The sequence below is a fragment of the Aeromonas sp. 1HA1 genome, assembly GCF_029237385.1.
GTDB lineage: Bacteria > Pseudomonadota > Gammaproteobacteria > Enterobacterales > Aeromonadaceae > Aeromonas > Aeromonas popoffii.
Map to the genome: position 1 here is coordinate 38,722 of NZ_JAACGC010000003.1, position 15,939 is coordinate 54,660.

Consider the following 15,939-nt stretch of genomic DNA (forward strand, 5'->3'; position numbering starts at 1 on the left):
CCTCTTTACGCACCCAAGGAGATAAACAACATGTATCAGCGTTTGATCCCGTCACTGCGCAGCCACCCCTGGGGTGAGGAAGATCTGCTGGAGGCGACCGAGCTGGATCGCGCCCGCATAGTGCAGGCCGCGCCGGTGCGCCGGTTGCAGCAGAAGACCCAGGTCTTCCCGCTGGATGTGAAGGCCTCGGTGCGCAGCCGTCTCACCCATTCGCTGGAGGTGCAGGAGACGGGCCGCCAAATCAGCCGTCGCATTCTGGCGGCACTGCCCGCGGGGTCGGTGTGTCAGGGGGCCTTCATCAATCTGGTGGAGATGTCCTGCCTGCTGCACGACGTCGGTAACCCGCCGTTCGGTCACTTTGGCGAGCAGGTGATGAGTCAGTGGCTGGCGCAGGCGCTGGATACGCTGTTTGCCGCCGCGCTTGGGGCCGCGCCCAGCCCGCAATGGGCCGCATTGCGCCAGGATCTGCTGGTGTTTGATGGCAATGCCCAGAGCCTGCGGCTGGTGCACAGTCTGCACGAGCTGAATCTGACCCTGGGGCAGCTGGCCGCCCTGTGCAAGTATCCGCAGCAACCCCTGCACGACGGCCAACATCATGGTTGGGCCAGCAAGCGCGGTATCTTCTTCAGTGAACAACCCCTCTACCGTTCCCTGAGCCAGAGCCTGGGACTGGCGCCCGGTTGCCGCCACCCGCTGGTCTATATCATGGAGGCGGCCGACGACATCTCCTACTGCATCGCCGATCTCGAAGATGCGGTGGACAGGCGCATTCTCAGCCTGAGCGAATTGCAACAGGCGCTGCGTCTGGCCGATGAGGGGGCCTACATGGCGGGCTTGCTGGCGGATGCCACCGCCTCTGACAGAGGTTTCTTCCCCCATTTTCGCCAGCATCTTACCCGGGATCTGATCGCGCTGGCCGCCCACACCTATGTGAGCGAGCATGAGCTCATCCTGAGCGGTGCCTATCCCCAGGCATTGCTGCACGGTCAGGTGCCGGCGGCTATGGTGCTCGACACCCTCAAGCAGGTGGCCCGCGAGCAGGTATTCATGCGGCCCGAGGTCGAGGCGTTGGAGCTGGAAGGCTATGCCGCCCTGCGTGGCGTGCTCTCTACCTATGCCTGTCTGCTGGCACTGCCCGCCAGCCAGTTCGAACGCCTGCTGGCCGGGCTGGGGGGCAGCGAGCTGTTCTTCGCCCGCCGCCTGTTTCACCGCCTGTCGGCCCGTCATCTCAAGGCATACCGGCTAGCGGTGGCCAGCCGGGATCCCCGTTTCGACAAGGGTGCCGAACAGGAGTGGTATTACCGGGTGCGGCTGCTGCTCGACTATGTGAGTGGCATGACGGATACCTATGCGCTGGAAGAGTTCCGCCTCTTGTCCGGGATCTGACACGCGCGAGGCAAATCCTGGGCGTGCAGTCCGGGGCCTGATGTGTGCGGCTGATGGGCGAGATAGCTGTGTCTCGTCTGGATATTGATAGATGGCTCACTCCCCATATGGGGGGGGAGGTTCTTGTATAAAATTCGGTCTTTTTTTAGACTGTGGCAACTTGTTCAACTTTCACACGGTAAGGAGACGATCATGCAACATTCCATGTTCAACGTTGCGTTCGATCGCTGCATTGGCAGCGCGAAGACTCGTGCTCTTTTTCTACCGCGTGGAGGAAACAGGTAACACCTGCTTTTTCATCACCCGCGGTTGTCCCGCAGGGTGATTGCCTCTCTCCGGGAGAACCGCACGTTCAACTGGAGAATATCATGTCTATCGAACTGACCCTGCTGCGCACCGTCGAATCCCTGGTTCAGAAACGGATCACCCGGCTGGAACGCCGCACCTCTTACCTGCACCTCTCGCCAGCCTTGCTGAAAGACATAGGTCTGGAAGGGCAGAATGTGCAGATCGCCCACGTCCGTGAGCAGGAGTATCAAACCGGCTTCCGGCTTGGGAATCGAATAACCTGACAGGAAGGGGCCAGGCCCCCTCTTGCAAGAAGATGGCAGGATTAGACCTTAATGCCAATCAGTTAAGATAATTTGAGTCTCAGCCCGCGAGGTATAAGGGCCAAAGAGTGAGGGAGGCATGATGCCTCCCTTTTTTTATTAGATGCCAGCCAGAGCAAGGGTTTCAGCGCCAATTGACGCCTTCACCATAGCGCTGTTTTTTTATTAAAAATTTGAATATTTAGTCAAAAAAATGCTTTGCTCACTCGCCTTCGGCTTAGGTCTGCCATTTTTCGTATCCGCTTGAGTTTGGTTCCGAATTTTCATTCGCACATTCTGCCAAAATCTTTATCATCGCTCTCCGATCTGTTCAGGAGTTGTCCATGTTGCGTCTTTGCTATCGCGCCTTCCTGTTGTGCTGGCTTGCCTGTTGGAGCCTTGCCGCCGCGGCAGAAACCGGTCTGGACAAGGATCGAATGGGGCTGTCCGAGCGCCTGTGGCTCGCCACACGCAGCGATCTGGTGGTCGGCATGCCCTCGGTGGCCTGGCCCCCTTATGTCTATGCCAATAGCCGGGGTGGTTACAGCGGCCCGCTGGATGATTTCGCCTCTCTGATTGCGAGCCGACTGGGGCTGACCCTGCGCTACAAGACCTACCCCTACTATGCCGGAGCCCAGCAGGCCTTGCTCGATGGCGAGGTCGACATGCTGCTCGGCGTGACCCCCAGCCAGTCGCGGCAGCAACAAATGCTCTTTACTTCGGATCTTGTGGGGATGCCCCGTGGCATTCTGCTGGCGAAGGGGAATGACCAGCTGACCTTGCCAGCTGCCCGTCAACTGCGCTGGGTGTGTGAACATGGTTTCAGCTCCTGTGAGACGCTGGCTGAGCTGGGTATGGCGCACCTGGCGGAAGCGGACAGCAGCGAAGAGGCTGTCTTCATGGTGAAGAGGGGCCTGGCGGATGCCTATCTGGCGGATCTGCCTGCTCTTGTTCGCTTGCAGCGTCTGCAACAGCAGGCGAATCTGAAGGTGATCACCCCGGACTGGGTGACGGATACCTCGGTGGCCATCGCGGTGGGCCCCAGCAATCAGGGCCTGCAGGGACTGCTGGAGCTGGCACTCAACGATATTCCCCTCAATGAACGGCGCCGCATTCTGGAGACCGGCGGCATAGTCGACTACGAACTGGCCAATGGCCCTCGCCAGATTATTTTCAACCAGAGCGAGCTGGAGTGGTTGGCGCAGCACCCGACCCTGAGATTCGGCGTCGCCCCCGACTGGCCAGCGGTGAGTGAGATAGACGGCAGCGGCCAGTTCAAGGGATTCCTCGCTGATCTGCTCAAGCTGCTCAGCATGCGCTCCGGCCTCCAGTTCACCCTGGTGCCGACCAGCAGCTGGGCCGAGACTCAGGCGCTGTTCAAGGCGGGCAAGCTGGATCTCATCCCGGCCATGACGCCGACCCCCGAACGCCGCCAATTTTCTCTGTTTACCCCCGAATACGCTTTCATCCACAGGCTGCTTGTGGCCAGGCATGGTGAGGTTGAGCTTGAGGATCTCAATCAGCTCAAAGGGAGAAGGGTGGGAATCGTCGCAGGTACGATCGAGAAGTCGCTGCTCAAGGCGTTGGGAGCTTATCCGGTGACGGTCAGCAATGACACCAGGCTGTTGCCCCTGCTCGGTCGACACGAGGTCGATTATGTGCTGATGAGCATGCAGAGGCTGCAACTGGCGCTACAAAAAGGATTCAATAACCGCTATCAGGTGGTCTTCTCCGGCAACGAGTTGCGAGTGCCCATCGCCATGGCGACGCATCAGCAAGATCCTATGCTGCAGCAGATCCTGACCAAGGTGTTGCTCTCCATCCGTCCTGACGAGCTGTCGAGGCTGGAGCAGAAGTGGTTCTCCCTCACCATCCAGACCGGCATCAATCCGGCGACCGTGATGCGCTGGTCCTTTTTCGGGATCGGCGCCTTCCTGCTCAGTGCCTTGCTGTTCATCGGCTGGAACCGCACGCTGCGCCGCCAAATCGTCCAGCGCCAGCTGGCCGAGGACAAGTTGAACGAGCAGCTGACCTTCGTGCAGACCCTGCTCAACTCCCTGCCCAACATGGTGGCGCTGCGAAATAGTGAGCAGTGTATCACCCTCAGCAACCAGGCCTACCGGGATGCCTTCATCGGGGCCAAGGTCGGTGATGATTACGACGATCTCGACGACATGCCGCCCCAGGAGCAGGAGCGGGTGCTCAGGGAGGAGTTGGAGGTGTGGCAGAGCGGTGAGCAGCTGGAAGGGGCGGGGTACAGCCGCCGCCAGGATGGCGCCATGTTCCACGTCATCTATACCAAGCGCCCCTATCGCTCCCCGAATGGTGACATGCTGGGCGTACTGACTGTGCTGACCGACGTGACTCGCATCAAGGAGGCCGAGGCGCGGGCCCGCCAGGCGGAGACCCGGCTCACTCAGATCACCGACAGCATGCCGGGCATCGTTTATCAATATCTGTGGCAGGGGCCTGGCAAGGGCCGCTTCCTCTATGCTTCCCAGGGGGCGAGCGAGATCCTGGGCGCCAGTCAGCAAGATATGCTGTCGGCCGAGTCGGGCGGCGAGGTGTTCGGCTTTACCGAAGAGGCGCTGCAGGATTTTGTCAGCAAGTTGGCCAATCATGCCGAGACGCTGGCGCGGCTCGATCTGGAGGTCAGGGTCGAGCGTCCCGAAGGGGATCGCTATTTGCAGGTGCGCGGCAGTTTCGTGCCGCAGGATGAGGGAAATCTGATCCTCAACGGGGTGATCCAGGACATCACTGCACTCAAGCGCCAGGAGAACGATCTGAGAGAGGCACGTGCCTATGCGGAGCAGGCGATGCAGGTGCGCAGCCGTTTCCTCGCCACCATGAGCCACGAGCTCAGGACTCCCATCTCCGGCATGCACGGCATGTTGGAATTGTTGCAGATGAGCGAGCTGAACGAGGATCAGCGCTACATGCTGCGCAACGTCATCACCTCCACTAACAACCTGCTCTATCTTGTCAACGATGTGCTCGACTTTTCCAAGATAGAGGCGGGCCAGTTGCAACTGCATTATCAGGATTGTCGCCTCTCCTCCGTGATCTGCGACGTGATCCGTGGTCATGCCACACTGGCTCATGGCAAGGGGTTGAAGGTGGCGCTGGAGTGGGCGCGCGAGGTGCCGGATCAGGCCCGTATCGATGCCATGCGAGTTGGGCAGGTGCTCTCTAATCTGCTCAACAATGCGGTCAAGTTCACCGAGCTGGGAGAGATTCGGATCCAGGTCAGCTATCACGCTGAACAACTGTTTATCGCCGTCAGCGATACCGGTATTGGCATTGCGGAAGAGAAGCAGGATCGCTTGTTTACCCCGTTCGAGCAGGTGGAGTCCGACATAACCCGACGCTTCGGAGGCACCGGGCTGGGACTGGCCATCTGTCATCAGCTGGCCCAGAAAATGGGGGGCAGCTTGGCTCTTGAGAGCAAACCGGGTCAGGGAACCCGGCTGACCTTCGGTTTCCCGTTGACGGAGTGCCAATGGGATGCGCCGCCGCTGGCAGGTCAGCAGTGGTGGCTGTTTGGCGAGGATGCGGCCCTGCAGTCTGCCATGCAGCGGCTGGGGGCCAGATTGAATCGTCTAGACCCCCAACAGTGGCAGCAACCGGTGAGTGGTTTGTTATTAGCGGAGGAGGGCTGGCTCGAGCAGGCGCTGGGCAGCGAGTGGTCGACACGTTTGCAGCAATCCGCCCTCAAGGGGATAGTGCTCTCCCCGCTGGAAGCGCTGCGCGGCCGTATGGACTCGGATGCCTGGTGGCGCTTGGGTCAATCCCCGCTTTACCCGGATCTGTTGCTGGAGACCTGCCACCAGTTGCTGGGGGAAAAAGCGATCAATCCGGTGCAGGCCCATGCGGCTCAATTGCAGGGGCGGGTGCTGGTGGCCGACGATCATCCCATCAATCGCGCCCTGTTGGCGCGCCAGCTTGGCATTCTCGGGGTGGACGCCGAGGTGGTGGACGATGGCGAGAAAGCGCTGCGTACCTGGCAGGGGCAGGACTTTTCCCTGCTGCTGACCGACTGTCACATGCCGGTGATGGATGGCTACACCTTGACCCGGACCCTGCGGGCACAGGGGGAACAGGCTCCCATCATAGGTGTCACTGCCGATACGTCGGAAGGGGCCGGACTGCAGATGCAGCAGGCCGGCATGAACGACATGCTGTTCAAGCCCTACACCCTGAATACCCTGCGCCAGATGCTGGCCCGCTGGTTGCCGGCGGTCGTGCCGGCGGACGAGGCGGCGGACGAGGCGGCGCCACAGTCTACTGAACCGGCCAGGCAGCAGGGAGAGCGCTGGATCTCGTTGTTCGGGGATGATGAGGTGGCCCGCAGCATGGCGCAAGAGTACCTGGATTCCAACCGACAGGATGGCGATGACATGATGCAGGCGGTGGCTTGCCAAGATACCCATGCCCTGGTGGAGACGGCGCACCGCATCAAGGGCGCTGCCCGCATGGTAGGACAGTTGGCATTGGCAGAGGAAGCTGCCCGACTCGAAGCGGCGGCCCGTCTGAAGCAACTGGAAGAACTCACCGAGTTGAGCCAGACAGTACTGGCGCTGATGAATTCTATTACACGCGAAATTGGACTATGGCTCGATGAACAAAACACAGCATGAGTTGGTGATCATGGTGGTGGAAGACCACGCGTTCCAGCGCAAGGCACTGATGCACCAGATCCGTGGGCTCGGTTATTCCTCCTTGCTGGAGGCCCAGGACGGATTGGAGGCGCTGGCCATGTGTCAGCGTCATCAGGTCGACATCCTGTTTTGCGATCTGCGCATGCCCGGCATGGATGGCATGGCGTTGCTGCGCCGTCTCTCCCTCGGCGGTTTTCGTGGCGGCATTATCCTCTCCAGCGCGCTGGAAGATGACGTGGTCGAAGCCGTGCTGCGGATGAGCGCTGCCTATGGTCTGCAGGTGCTGGGGCGCATCGAGAAGCCCTCCAGCCAGCAGCAGATCAGCCAGCTGATTGGCGCCTGGCGGCCACAACAGGAGCGGGCCCAGGAGGAGGACGGCCACAGCCTGACCCTGGATGTGCTGAGTCGGGCGCTGGAGCAGGATCAGTTGCTGCCTTGGTATCAGCCCAAGGTGAGCTTTGGCTCGGGGCAGTGGGTCGGCATGGAGGCGCTCGCCCGCTGGCAACATCCGGACTACGGCCTCATCTCGCCGGCTCGCTTCATTCCGCTGGCTGAGCACAATGGTCTCATCGACCAACTGACCGAGGTGATCATCAGCAAGTCCCTGCGCGATGGCCACCTGTGGGAGCGGACCGGTCTTTCCCTCAACCTGTCGATGAACCTCTCCACCACCTCCCTCATCGAAGGGGATCTCTGTAACACCCTGATCAACCAGTGTCAGCGCTGGAGCATCAACCCCGAGCTCATCACCCTGGAGGTGACGGAGAGCTCGTTCGTGAAGGATCTGGGCAAGTCGCTGGAGGTGCTGACTCGTCTGCGCATGCATGGCTTTGGGCTTTCCATCGATGACTTCGGGACCGGCTACTCCTCCATGCAGCAGCTGGCTCTGCTGCCTTTCACCGAGCTCAAGCTGGATCGCTCCTTCGTTGATCGCTGCTATGAGGATCCCTCACGTTTGGCCATAATAGAGTCAAGTATCGAGCTGGCCCGCAAACTGGGGCTCAAGTCTGTCGCCGAGGGGGTTGAGGATGAGCTGACCTGGCGACTGCTGGCCAAGTTGGGGTGCGATGTGTGTCAGGGCTTCTTCTCCGCCCGACCCATGCCGCGTGATGAATTGATGGGATGGCATGACTCCTGGCGCGAACGGTTACCGGGTCTGATCGGAGACTGAGTGTCGGGGTGCATGCCGGTAGTTGAACAAGGACGTTCATGAAAATTTCAAGCAAGTTGTTGCTTAGCTTCTGTTTTATCAACCTGTTGGTGTTCCTCTCCTCGGCCTTGGTCTATCACCAGCTCGGCCGGATCGGGCAGGCCGAAACGAATCTACTGGAACTGGCGCTACCGGCCCTGCAGCGGGATGAGGCGAGCCAGCCAGCGCAGTCGGCAGGGGGAGGAGATAGTGGCCCGACTGGCGCAGGATACCGGACGGCTGACGTCTGTCATCAGCCGCTTCGAGCTGGATGCCTGATGGCCGGATAGTGAGGAGGAAACAGATAAACTGAGACGGGCCTATGGGCCCGTTTGCTTATCAGTCCAGACGGCGTAAAGCCTGATTGTCGAAACTGCTGCTGGTCTCCTGGTTCAGCAGACTGACCAGCAGGAGTGAGGCGTTGCTCGCCATGGACGCCAGATGAAGGTTAGTCCAGACGGCGGAAGGCCTGATTGTCGAAACTGCTGGATGTCTCCTGGTTCAGCAGACAGACCAGCAGGAGTGAGGCGTTGCTCGCCATGGACGCCAGATGAGGGCTAGTCCAGACGGCGGAATGCCTGATTGTCGAAACTGCTGGATGTCTCCTGGTTCAGCAGACTGACCAGCAGGAGTGAGGCGTTGCTCGCCATGGACGCCAGATGAAGGTTAGTCCAGACGGCGGAATGCCTGATTGTCGAAACTGCTGGATGTCTCCTGGTTCAGCAGACTGACCAGCAGGATGGCGCGTTTCTCCCCATCCGGTTCCAGATAGATGGCCTCGAACCCGGCCAATGGACCAGATTCGATCAACACCTTGTCGCCCTGGGTCGGCAGGTTTGCGTAGCTGGCTCTCGCCTCGTCGCTGTCATCGCGGCTCATCAACTGATAGACCAGCTGGCTGCTGATGGAGGTCCACTCTTTGCCAAAGTGGATGATGCGGCTGATGCCACGGGTCGATTTCAGGGTGACAGGGGTGACCTCTTCCAGATCTACATAGATGAACAGATAGTTGGGAAACATGGGTTCCCGCACCGAGACACGCTTGCCCCGCCGCAGCTTCTCGATTTCGACCATGGGGTAATAGGATGCAATCCCCTGGGCCTCAAGATGGGCGCGGGCGCGGGCCTCTTCCTTTGGCTTGCAGTAGGCCAGATACCATTTTTTCATGTTCTGTTATGTTCGTGTTGCCGTGCTCCCGGTTATGATAACCGCGACAATAAAAAAGGCCACGCTTGGCGTGGCCTTTTTTGCAGAGTGAGTGATTACCAACCTTTGACGATGCCACCTTTGAACAGTTCGTTAGCAGTTTTGTACACTTCATCGCTCTGGAAGGCCTGGACGAACTCCTTCACCTTGGCGTCATCCTTGTTGTTGCCACGAGAAACGAGCAGGTTGACGTAGGGGGAGTCCTTGTCTTCCACGAACAAGCCGTCACGGCTTGGCAGCAGGTCGATCTGGGAGGCGTAGACAGTGTTGATGATGGCCAGATCCACGTCTTCCAGGGAACGGGGAAGCTGGGCTGCTTCCAGTTCAACAATCTTCAGCTTCTTCGGGTTGCTGGCGATGTCGAGCACGGTCGCTTCCAGGCCTGTGCCCTCTTTCAGGGTCAGCAGGCCCTGCTTTTGCAACAGGATCAGGGAACGACCCAGGTTGGTCGGATCGTTCGGCACGGCGATCTGCGCACCCTCTTTCAGATCGGCCAGGGTCTTGATCTTCTTGGAGTAGCCGGCGATGGGGTAGACGAAGGTGTTGCCGACCGGCACCAGATCAAAGCCGCGATCCTTGACTTGGCTATCCAGATACGGTTTGTGCTGGAAGGCGTTCAGATCGATGCTGCCATCGTTCAGGGCCACGTTCGGGGTGGCGAAGTCGGAGAAAGTAACTACTTCGATATCCAGACCGAACTTGTCCTTGGCGACCTTGGCCGCGGCTTCCACCAGCTGGGATTCCGCCCCGGCGATGGCACCCACTTTCAGGGTCTTGTTCTCTTCTTTCTGACCACAACCGGCCAGAACCAGGCCAGCCAGCAGGGCAGCCGCAACGGATTTAATGCCAAATTTCATAAAAACCTCCTGTCAGCAATCGACGATTAACGATGATCACATGTGTTGACCAGGCGCTCACCTGCGCTCTGGATGAGTTGAACCAGTAAAACCAGAATGACGACGGTTGCCAGCATGACGGTGGGGTCAAAGCGCTGATAGCCGTAGCGAATACCCACATCACCCAGACCACCGCCGCCGATGGCACCGGCCATGGCGGAGTAGTTCACCAGCGTGACCAGGGTAATAGTGACGCTGTTGACGATGCCGGGCAGGGCCTCGGGCAGCAGCACCTTGGTAATGATTTGCAAGGGTTTGGCACCCATGGCCTTGGCCGCTTCCAGCAAGCCGTCCGGCACCTCCATCAGGGCGCCTTCCACCAGACGGGCGATGAAGGGCACGGCACCTATGGTCAGCGGCACGATGGCGGCTATGGTGCCTATGCTGGTGCCGACGATCAGCCGGGTTAGCGGAATGATGGCGACCAGCAGAATGATGAAGGGCACTGAGCGGCCAATGTTGACCAGGATGCCGAGCAACTTGTTCAGGACCGGGTTGGCCAGGATCTGGCCCGCCTTGGTCACGTGCAGTGCAACACCCAGCGGCAGGCCGAGCAGGCAGCCAAACAGGGCGGAGGCAAACACCATCAGCAGGGTATCGCCGAGTGCTGTGACCAGCAGATTAATCATTGCTTCGGACATAACCCATTACCTCCAGCTGAATGCGATTGTGATCAGGGACTGCGTCTGGCATCCCTTGAGGGCAGTGATGAGTAGATCAGTCATTGCTGCGGACATAACCCATTACCTCCAGCTGAATATGGTTGTCGATCAGGAACTGCTGGGTCGCCTTGCACTGGGCCTCATCCCCGAACAATTCTGCCAGCAGGAAGCCGAACTTGACGCCCCCGGCGTACTCGATATCGGCGCTCAGTATGCTGATATCGATGTTGAAGCGACGGCTCGCCTCGGAAATCAGTGGTGTATCGACTGTGCTACCGGTAAAGCCGAGCTTCACCAGCGGATAACTGTTGGCCACCCGCTCTGCACTTAGCCTGTCCTGATACTCCTGCGGCACCTCCAGATGTATGGTGGAGTGGATAAAGTCCCGTGCCAGCTGGGTCTTGGCATTGCTGAAGAACCAGGCGACCTCGCCCTGCTCGATCAGACTGCCGTCGCTGATGATGGCTACGTCATCACAGATCCCCTTCACCACGTCCATCTCATGGGTGATGAGCAAGATGGTGAGCCCCAGTTTGACGTTGATCTCCTTGAGCAGGCTCAGGATCGAACGGGTAGTCTGCGGATCCAGGGCCGAAGTGGCCTCGTCACACAGTAATACCTTGGGGGCCGGTGCCAGGGCGCGGGCGATGGCGACGCGCTGTTTCTGGCCGCCTGACAGCTCGGACGGATAGGCATGAGCGCGGGCTTCCAGCCCGACCAGGGCCAGCAATTCATCGACCCGGGCCCGGATTTGGGCCTTGCTCCAGCCTGCCAGTTCCAGCGGGAACGCGATATTGGCGAACACGGTACGGGAGGAGAGCAGGTTGAAGTGCTGAAAAATCATGCCGATCTGGCGGCGGGCCAGGGTCAGCTCCCGCTCCGGCAGGGCGACCAAGTCCTGGCCATCGACGATGACCTGGCCCTCTGTCGGGCGCTCCAGCAGGTTGACACAACGAATGAGGGTGCTCTTGCCAGCCCCTGAGGCGCCGATCACCCCGAAAATTTTGCCTTGTGGCACATGCAGGCTCACGTCACGCAGGGCGTGCACGGCATCACTGCCTTTACCGTAGACTTTGTTGAGACCGTTCAACTTAATCATGGATTCTTCCGTGCTAACAGCCTTAAAGCACAGGGCGCTACAGGCGGGTGAATTGGGCAGAGGTTCCACTGGGTTACTCTGTCATCATGGAGGATGATGCTAAGATGTCTGGATGGCTGTGTCAATGCTGATTTAGACGTTTAGACGTCTAAAAAAGTGCTAAGGATTCCCGTCTGCCGACTAACGCGAACGGTGATCTGGTTCACATCAATATTGTATTTGGCAGTGTAGCCATATTGCCGAATATCACATGGTAAATGTGTTCTTATATCCTTCTTTATTAGTCTCGATTCAGATTTGTATGGTCATGCTGCCATCGCGACCGGATCGGCACAAATCATTCCACTTTGTTCTTATCGCTGCTTTCTTGGTCGGTGCCTGCCATGCCCAGACTCAGGACATAGTGCAGCAGGTGTGTCGTCAGGAGGAGAAACTCATCGGCGAGCTGGGCCACCTGGCCCGCGAGTGTCCGACGCAAGAGACGAGTGCGCTGTCATCGCACGAGCAGACCCGCCTGACCCGGCTGGTGCACGGAGGCATTGGCTCGACGACCTCTAGCTACACAGGTGTAATGAGAGAGGCCCAGCATCTGCCGGGCCTTTTCTATGATCGACCCAAGGTGGGGATGCCGCCTTACTGCTGTTCGGCGGTGCGTTCGGCCGCATGGAGGGCGGCGCCTATGATACCGGCCTGATTGAGGTTGGCGGCCGCTACCAGGGGGGCCCGGGTCTCAATCTTGTCGATGAACTTATCGAGCTTGGAGGAGCTGCCGCCCCCCAGAATGAAGAGGTCGGGGGAGAACAGAAACTCCAGCCTGGCCAGGTATTTGTTGAAGCGTTTGCCCCAGCGTCCCCAGGAGAGATCCTCGCGCTTGCGCACCGCATCGGAGCAGTAGTGCTCGGCCACCTTGCCCTCCAGCATCAGGTGGCCCAGCTCGGTGTTGGGCAGCAGCTGGCCATTGACGAACACGGCTGTGCCTATGCCGGTGCCGATTGTGACGAGTATGATGACGCCCTTGCGATCCTTGCCGGTACCGAAGCGCATCTCGGCCATGCCAGCCGCATCGGCATCGTTGAGCACATGGCAGGGCAGGCCGGTCACATCGGCAAACAGGTGAGCGGCATCGGTCTCAACCCAGCGCTTGTCGATGTTGGCCGCACTCTTGGCGATGCCGTTGTGGATGGTGGCGGGAAAGCCGCAGCCCACCGGGCCCTTCCATTGGAAATGCTCTACCAGTGCCTTGAGGGTATGTGCCACGGCGGCCGGGGTGGCCGGTTGCGGCGTCACCAGACGATGGCGCTCGCCAATCAGCTCGCCCGTTTCGGTATCGACCAGGCATCCCTTGATCCCTGAGCCACCGATATCCACTCCCAACATCTGCATCAGATTGTTCCTTTTATAGTGCCGACGCTTTACCGTCGACAGAGCATGAAAAAATGACGTGTATCCGGCAAGGTGCAGACCGCTTATGCGTGATCTGGTAAACCTTTTTCGATGCAACGGATCAGCAAACGGGTTTTTTTGCTGTCATCCTGCTGGCGCCGGGCCAGGGTTGCCAGCGCCCACGTTATGTGTTCGGCCACCATGGGCTCAGCCTCGTCCAGCGCGAGTTGCAACGCTGCTATCACGTCGGGGATGGCCGGGCCGTTGCCGAGTGCCACCGCCAGGTTGCGGCGCCAGCGCTGATAGCCGATACGCCGGATCGGGCTCCCCTCAGTGTGCTTGAGAAACTCGCTCTCGCTCCAGCGCCACAGCTCTAGCAGGGGGGGGCGGTGCAGGTTGGGGCGCGCTTTGAAGTCGGGTTCCGGGCTTACGTTCGCATAGCGATTCCAGGGGCAGATGAGCTGGCAATCGTCACAACCATAGATGCGATTGCCCATCAGCGGCCTGAACTCTTCCGGGATGGGGCCGTCGTTCTCTATGGTGAGGTAGGAGATGCAGCGGCGCCCATCCACCACATAGGGGGCGACGATGGCGCCGGTCGGGCAGATATTGATACAGGCCACGCACTTGCCGCACAGCTCTTTTTCCACCGGGGCATCCAGGGGGAGCGGCAGGCTGATCAGCAGCTCCCCCAGAAAGAAGAAGGAACCCGCCGACTCGTTGAGCAACAGTGAATGCTTGCCAATCCAGCCTAGTCCCGCCTTGGCGGCCAGTGGCCGCTCCAGTATGGGGGCCGAGTCGACGAAGGGGCGCCACTCTCCCATGGTGTCCTGGTCGGTGTGAAACAGCGCCTGGCAGCGCTGCTCGATCCGCTCCCCCAGCTGCTTGAGGCGGTTGCGCAGCACCTTGTGGTAGTCGCGGCCGAGGGCGTAGCGGCTGATGTAGCCGAGGGTCGGGTCGCGCAGGGTGGCGGCAAAACCGGCCTCGAAAGGCAGGTAGTTCATCCGTACCGAGAGCACCCGCAGGGTGCCCGGCAGCAGTTCGTGGGGCCTGGCTCGCATCATGCCGTGGCGGGCCATGTAGTCCATGCTGCCGTGATGGCCGGCATCCAGCCAAGCCTGCAACCTGGGCTCTTCGAGGCTGAGATCCGTGTCCGTGATGCCGATCTGGTCAAATCCTAGCTCGCTCGCCCATAGCTTGATATCGTGGGCCAACTGCTGCAAATCAGGCGTGCTCATGCTGTATCTGGTCCAAAGGCTTGATGTCCCGAGTCAACCGGCAGTGAAAATCTGCCGCACCGGATGCCCGGAGCGTGTCAGCCAGGGTCAATGGATGAAAGTCAGGAGCCGTCATGGTAAAGGTCATCAGGGATACTATCAGCGGTAAAGAGGTGCGCAGTTTACCACGATCACTGTGGCGGACTGAACAGATCCGCGCGCTGGAGCTGCGCTGGGCCGAGCGTGAAGGGCAGGCACTTTATGCCCTGATGGAGCGTGCCGGTGCGGCGCTGCGCACCTATGCCACCCACCATTGGCCGCAGAGCCGCAACTGGTGGATCTTTGTCGGCCCCGGCAACAACGGGGGGGGCGGCTATGTGCTGGCCCGTCTCGCCAGGCAGATCGGTCTCGAGCCTCAGGTTATCGCCGCGAGGGACCCCGCCGAGCTGAAAGGGGATGCCAGACGGGCCGCGGATGAGTGGCTGGCACTGGGGGGAACTGTGCTGATGGCCGGCGCGAGCGAGCTTGATTCACTGCCGCCGCCAGATCTGGTGATAGACGCACTGCTCGGCACGGGTGTTCATGCCCCCCTCTCCTTGCCTTTGACAAAGATCGTCGCAACAATCAATGGCTTGCCGGCACCCGTGTTGGCGGTGGATCTGCCCTCCGGCCTCAATGCCGATACGGGCCGTGCCATGGGGGCATTGGTCCGTGCCAGCCGCACCCTCACCTTCATCGGCATCAAGCAGGGCATGCTCACCGGCGAGGGGGTAGATGGTGTCGGCCGGCTCGATTGCGATCCCCTCGGCGTGACGCCGGAGGCTGGCCTGGAAGCGACCGCCGAACGGATCGATTATCCCGGCCTCAAACACCTGCTGACGCCGCGCCAGCGCTCTGCCCACAAGGGGTCTCACGGCAAGGTGCTGCTGGTGGGGGGCAATGTGGGCATGCAGGGCGCCATCGTGCTGGCGGGTCTTGCCTGCCTGCGGGCGGGGGCCGGTCTGGTACGGGTATGTCAGCACCCGAGTCATGGCCCCGTCAGTCTCCATCAAGCCGAGTTGATGGATACGCAGGCTGATGCAGATGAGCGCTGGGCCTCGGTGCGACTGGTGGGGCCGGGACTGGGTCAGGATGAATGGGGCCGCCGCCATTTTGAGTCCTTGGTCAATGGGGAGACACAGCTGGTATTGGACGCCGATGGATTGAATTGGCTGGCGCAATGTCCCCGTCATCAGGATAATTGGGTGCTTACGCCTCACCCGGGTGAGGCGGCCCGCCTGCTGGGCTGCTCGATTGCCGAGATTGCAGCAGATCGTTTTGCCGCCGTGCGGCGTTTGCAGCACGTTTTTGGCGGTGTCGTACTGCTCAAGGGGGCGGGCACGCTCATCTGTGATGGCAAGGGGATAGCGCTCTGTGACGAGGGCAATCCCGGCATGGCCAGTGGCGGCATGGGCGATCTGTTATCTGGTATAATCGCCGCCCTTTTGGCCCAGGGCTGGTCTGCCGTCGAGGCAACCCGGCTGGGCGCAGTGATCCACGGGGAAGCGGCCGATCTGGCCGCCGCAGACGGAGAACGGGGCATGCTGGCATCAGATCTGCTGCCTTTTATCCGTCGACTGGTTAATCCCGACACCATAACAAGTTAAAGAAGAA

Annotated in this window: 11 protein-coding genes and 2 pseudogenes; 5 read left to right on the forward strand and 8 right to left on the reverse strand. The window is 60.1% G+C overall.

Annotated features, from left to right (window positions below; genetic code table 11):
• Positions 1 to 30: 30 nt before the first annotated feature.
• The 4 genes from dgt to GWQ22_RS01650 all read left to right on the forward strand — a co-directional run bounded on the left by dgt (position 31) and on the right by GWQ22_RS01650 (position 7,805).
• Positions 31 to 1,386, forward strand: coding sequence for a dGTPase (dgt, locus tag GWQ22_RS01635; RefSeq protein ID WP_275929284.1), 1,356 nt, complete (start codon positions 31 to 33; stop codon positions 1,384 to 1,386).
• 368 nt (positions 1,387 to 1,754) lie between these two features.
• Positions 1,755 to 1,958: a hypothetical protein gene (locus GWQ22_RS01640; protein ID WP_042039391.1), complete on the forward strand. Its 204-nt coding sequence runs from the start codon at positions 1,755 to 1,757 to the stop codon at positions 1,956 to 1,958.
• Between the two features lie 362 nt (positions 1,959 to 2,320).
• A complete protein-coding gene (locus GWQ22_RS01645; protein WP_275929285.1) occupies positions 2,321 to 6,613 on the forward strand; it encodes a transporter substrate-binding domain-containing protein in 4,293 nt (1,430 codons plus the stop codon).
• Complete coding sequence (locus GWQ22_RS01650) at positions 6,594 to 7,805, forward strand: EAL domain-containing response regulator (protein ID WP_181364716.1); 1,212 nt, start codon at positions 6,594 to 6,596, stop codon at positions 7,803 to 7,805. Before GWQ22_RS01645 ends, GWQ22_RS01650 begins: the two co-directional genes overlap by 20 nt.
• A gap of 357 nt (positions 7,806 to 8,162) precedes the next feature.
• On the opposite strand, the pseudogene GWQ22_RS01655 reads toward GWQ22_RS01650, so the two are convergent.
• The 8 genes and pseudogenes from GWQ22_RS01655 to queG form a co-directional block, all read right to left on the reverse strand.
• Positions 8,163 to 8,240 (reverse strand): annotated as a pseudogene (locus GWQ22_RS01655) (transcription/translation regulatory transformer protein RfaH); the annotation flags it as partial.
• A 140-nt stretch (positions 8,241 to 8,380) separates the two neighbouring features.
• Positions 8,381 to 8,458 (reverse strand): annotated as a pseudogene (locus GWQ22_RS01660) (transcription/translation regulatory transformer protein RfaH); the annotation flags it as partial.
• Positions 8,459 to 8,489: 31 nt separating this feature from the next.
• Entirely contained in the window at positions 8,490 to 8,990 is a 501-nt protein-coding gene (gene rfaH / locus GWQ22_RS01665) for a transcription/translation regulatory transformer protein RfaH (RefSeq protein ID WP_275929286.1), read from the reverse strand.
• A 95-nt stretch (positions 8,991 to 9,085) separates the two neighbouring features.
• Positions 9,086 to 9,886, reverse strand: a complete 801-nt coding sequence (gene metQ / locus GWQ22_RS01670) for a methionine ABC transporter substrate-binding lipoprotein MetQ (protein ID WP_275929287.1) — start codon at positions 9,884 to 9,886, stop codon at positions 9,086 to 9,088.
• A gap of 26 nt (positions 9,887 to 9,912) precedes the next feature.
• A complete protein-coding gene (locus GWQ22_RS01675) occupies positions 9,913 to 10,566 on the reverse strand; it encodes a methionine ABC transporter permease (protein ID WP_042035134.1) in 654 nt (217 codons plus the stop codon).
• A 76-nt stretch (positions 10,567 to 10,642) separates the two neighbouring features.
• Positions 10,643 to 11,686, reverse strand: a complete 1,044-nt coding sequence (gene metN, locus GWQ22_RS01680) for a methionine ABC transporter ATP-binding protein MetN (RefSeq protein ID WP_275929288.1) — start codon at positions 11,684 to 11,686, stop codon at positions 10,643 to 10,645.
• 633 nt (positions 11,687 to 12,319) lie between these two features.
• Positions 12,320 to 13,069, reverse strand: a complete 750-nt coding sequence (locus tag GWQ22_RS01685) for a polyphosphate--glucose phosphotransferase (protein WP_275929289.1) — start codon at positions 13,067 to 13,069, stop codon at positions 12,320 to 12,322.
• Between the two features lie 83 nt (positions 13,070 to 13,152).
• Positions 13,153 to 14,307 carry a tRNA epoxyqueuosine(34) reductase QueG gene (gene queG, locus GWQ22_RS01690; RefSeq protein ID WP_042035130.1) on the reverse strand — a complete coding sequence of 385 codons (1,155 nt, stop codon included), beginning with the start codon at positions 14,305 to 14,307 and terminating at the stop codon, positions 13,153 to 13,155.
• Positions 14,308 to 14,420: 113 nt separating this feature from the next.
• On the opposite strand from queG, the gene GWQ22_RS01695 reads away from it, so the two are divergent.
• Positions 14,421 to 15,932, forward strand: a complete 1,512-nt coding sequence (locus GWQ22_RS01695; protein WP_275929290.1) for an NAD(P)H-hydrate dehydratase — start codon at positions 14,421 to 14,423, stop codon at positions 15,930 to 15,932.
• Positions 15,933 to 15,939 lie beyond the last annotated feature (7 nt).

Excerpts from the sequence above, each read along its gene's own strand:
- dgt (WP_275929284.1), top strand. The coding sequence starts at position 31 with ATGTATCAGCGTTTGATCCCGTCACTGCGCAGCCACCCCTGGGGTGAG.
- GWQ22_RS01640 (WP_042039391.1), top strand. The coding sequence starts at position 1,755 with ATGTCTATCGAACTGACCCTGCTGCGCACCGTCGAATCCCTGGTTCAG.
- GWQ22_RS01645 (WP_275929285.1), top strand. The coding sequence starts at position 2,321 with ATGTTGCGTCTTTGCTATCGCGCCTTCCTGTTGTGCTGGCTTGCCTGT.
- GWQ22_RS01650 (WP_181364716.1), top strand. The coding sequence starts at position 6,594 with ATGAACAAAACACAGCATGAGTTGGTGATCATGGTGGTGGAAGACCAC.
- rfaH (WP_275929286.1), bottom strand. The coding sequence starts at position 8,990 with ATGAAAAAATGGTATCTGGCCTACTGCAAGCCAAAGGAAGAGGCCCGC.
- metQ (WP_275929287.1), bottom strand. The coding sequence starts at position 9,886 with ATGAAATTTGGCATTAAATCCGTTGCGGCTGCCCTGCTGGCTGGCCTG.
- GWQ22_RS01675 (WP_042035134.1), bottom strand. The coding sequence starts at position 10,566 with ATGTCCGAAGCAATGATTAATCTGCTGGTCACAGCACTCGGCGATACC.
- metN (WP_275929288.1), bottom strand. The coding sequence starts at position 11,686 with ATGATTAAGTTGAACGGTCTCAACAAAGTCTACGGTAAAGGCAGTGAT.
- GWQ22_RS01685 (WP_275929289.1), bottom strand. The coding sequence starts at position 13,069 with ATGCAGATGTTGGGAGTGGATATCGGTGGCTCAGGGATCAAGGGATGC.
- queG (WP_042035130.1), bottom strand. The coding sequence starts at position 14,307 with ATGAGCACGCCTGATTTGCAGCAGTTGGCCCACGATATCAAGCTATGG.
- GWQ22_RS01695 (WP_275929290.1), top strand. The coding sequence starts at position 14,421 with ATGGTAAAGGTCATCAGGGATACTATCAGCGGTAAAGAGGTGCGCAGT.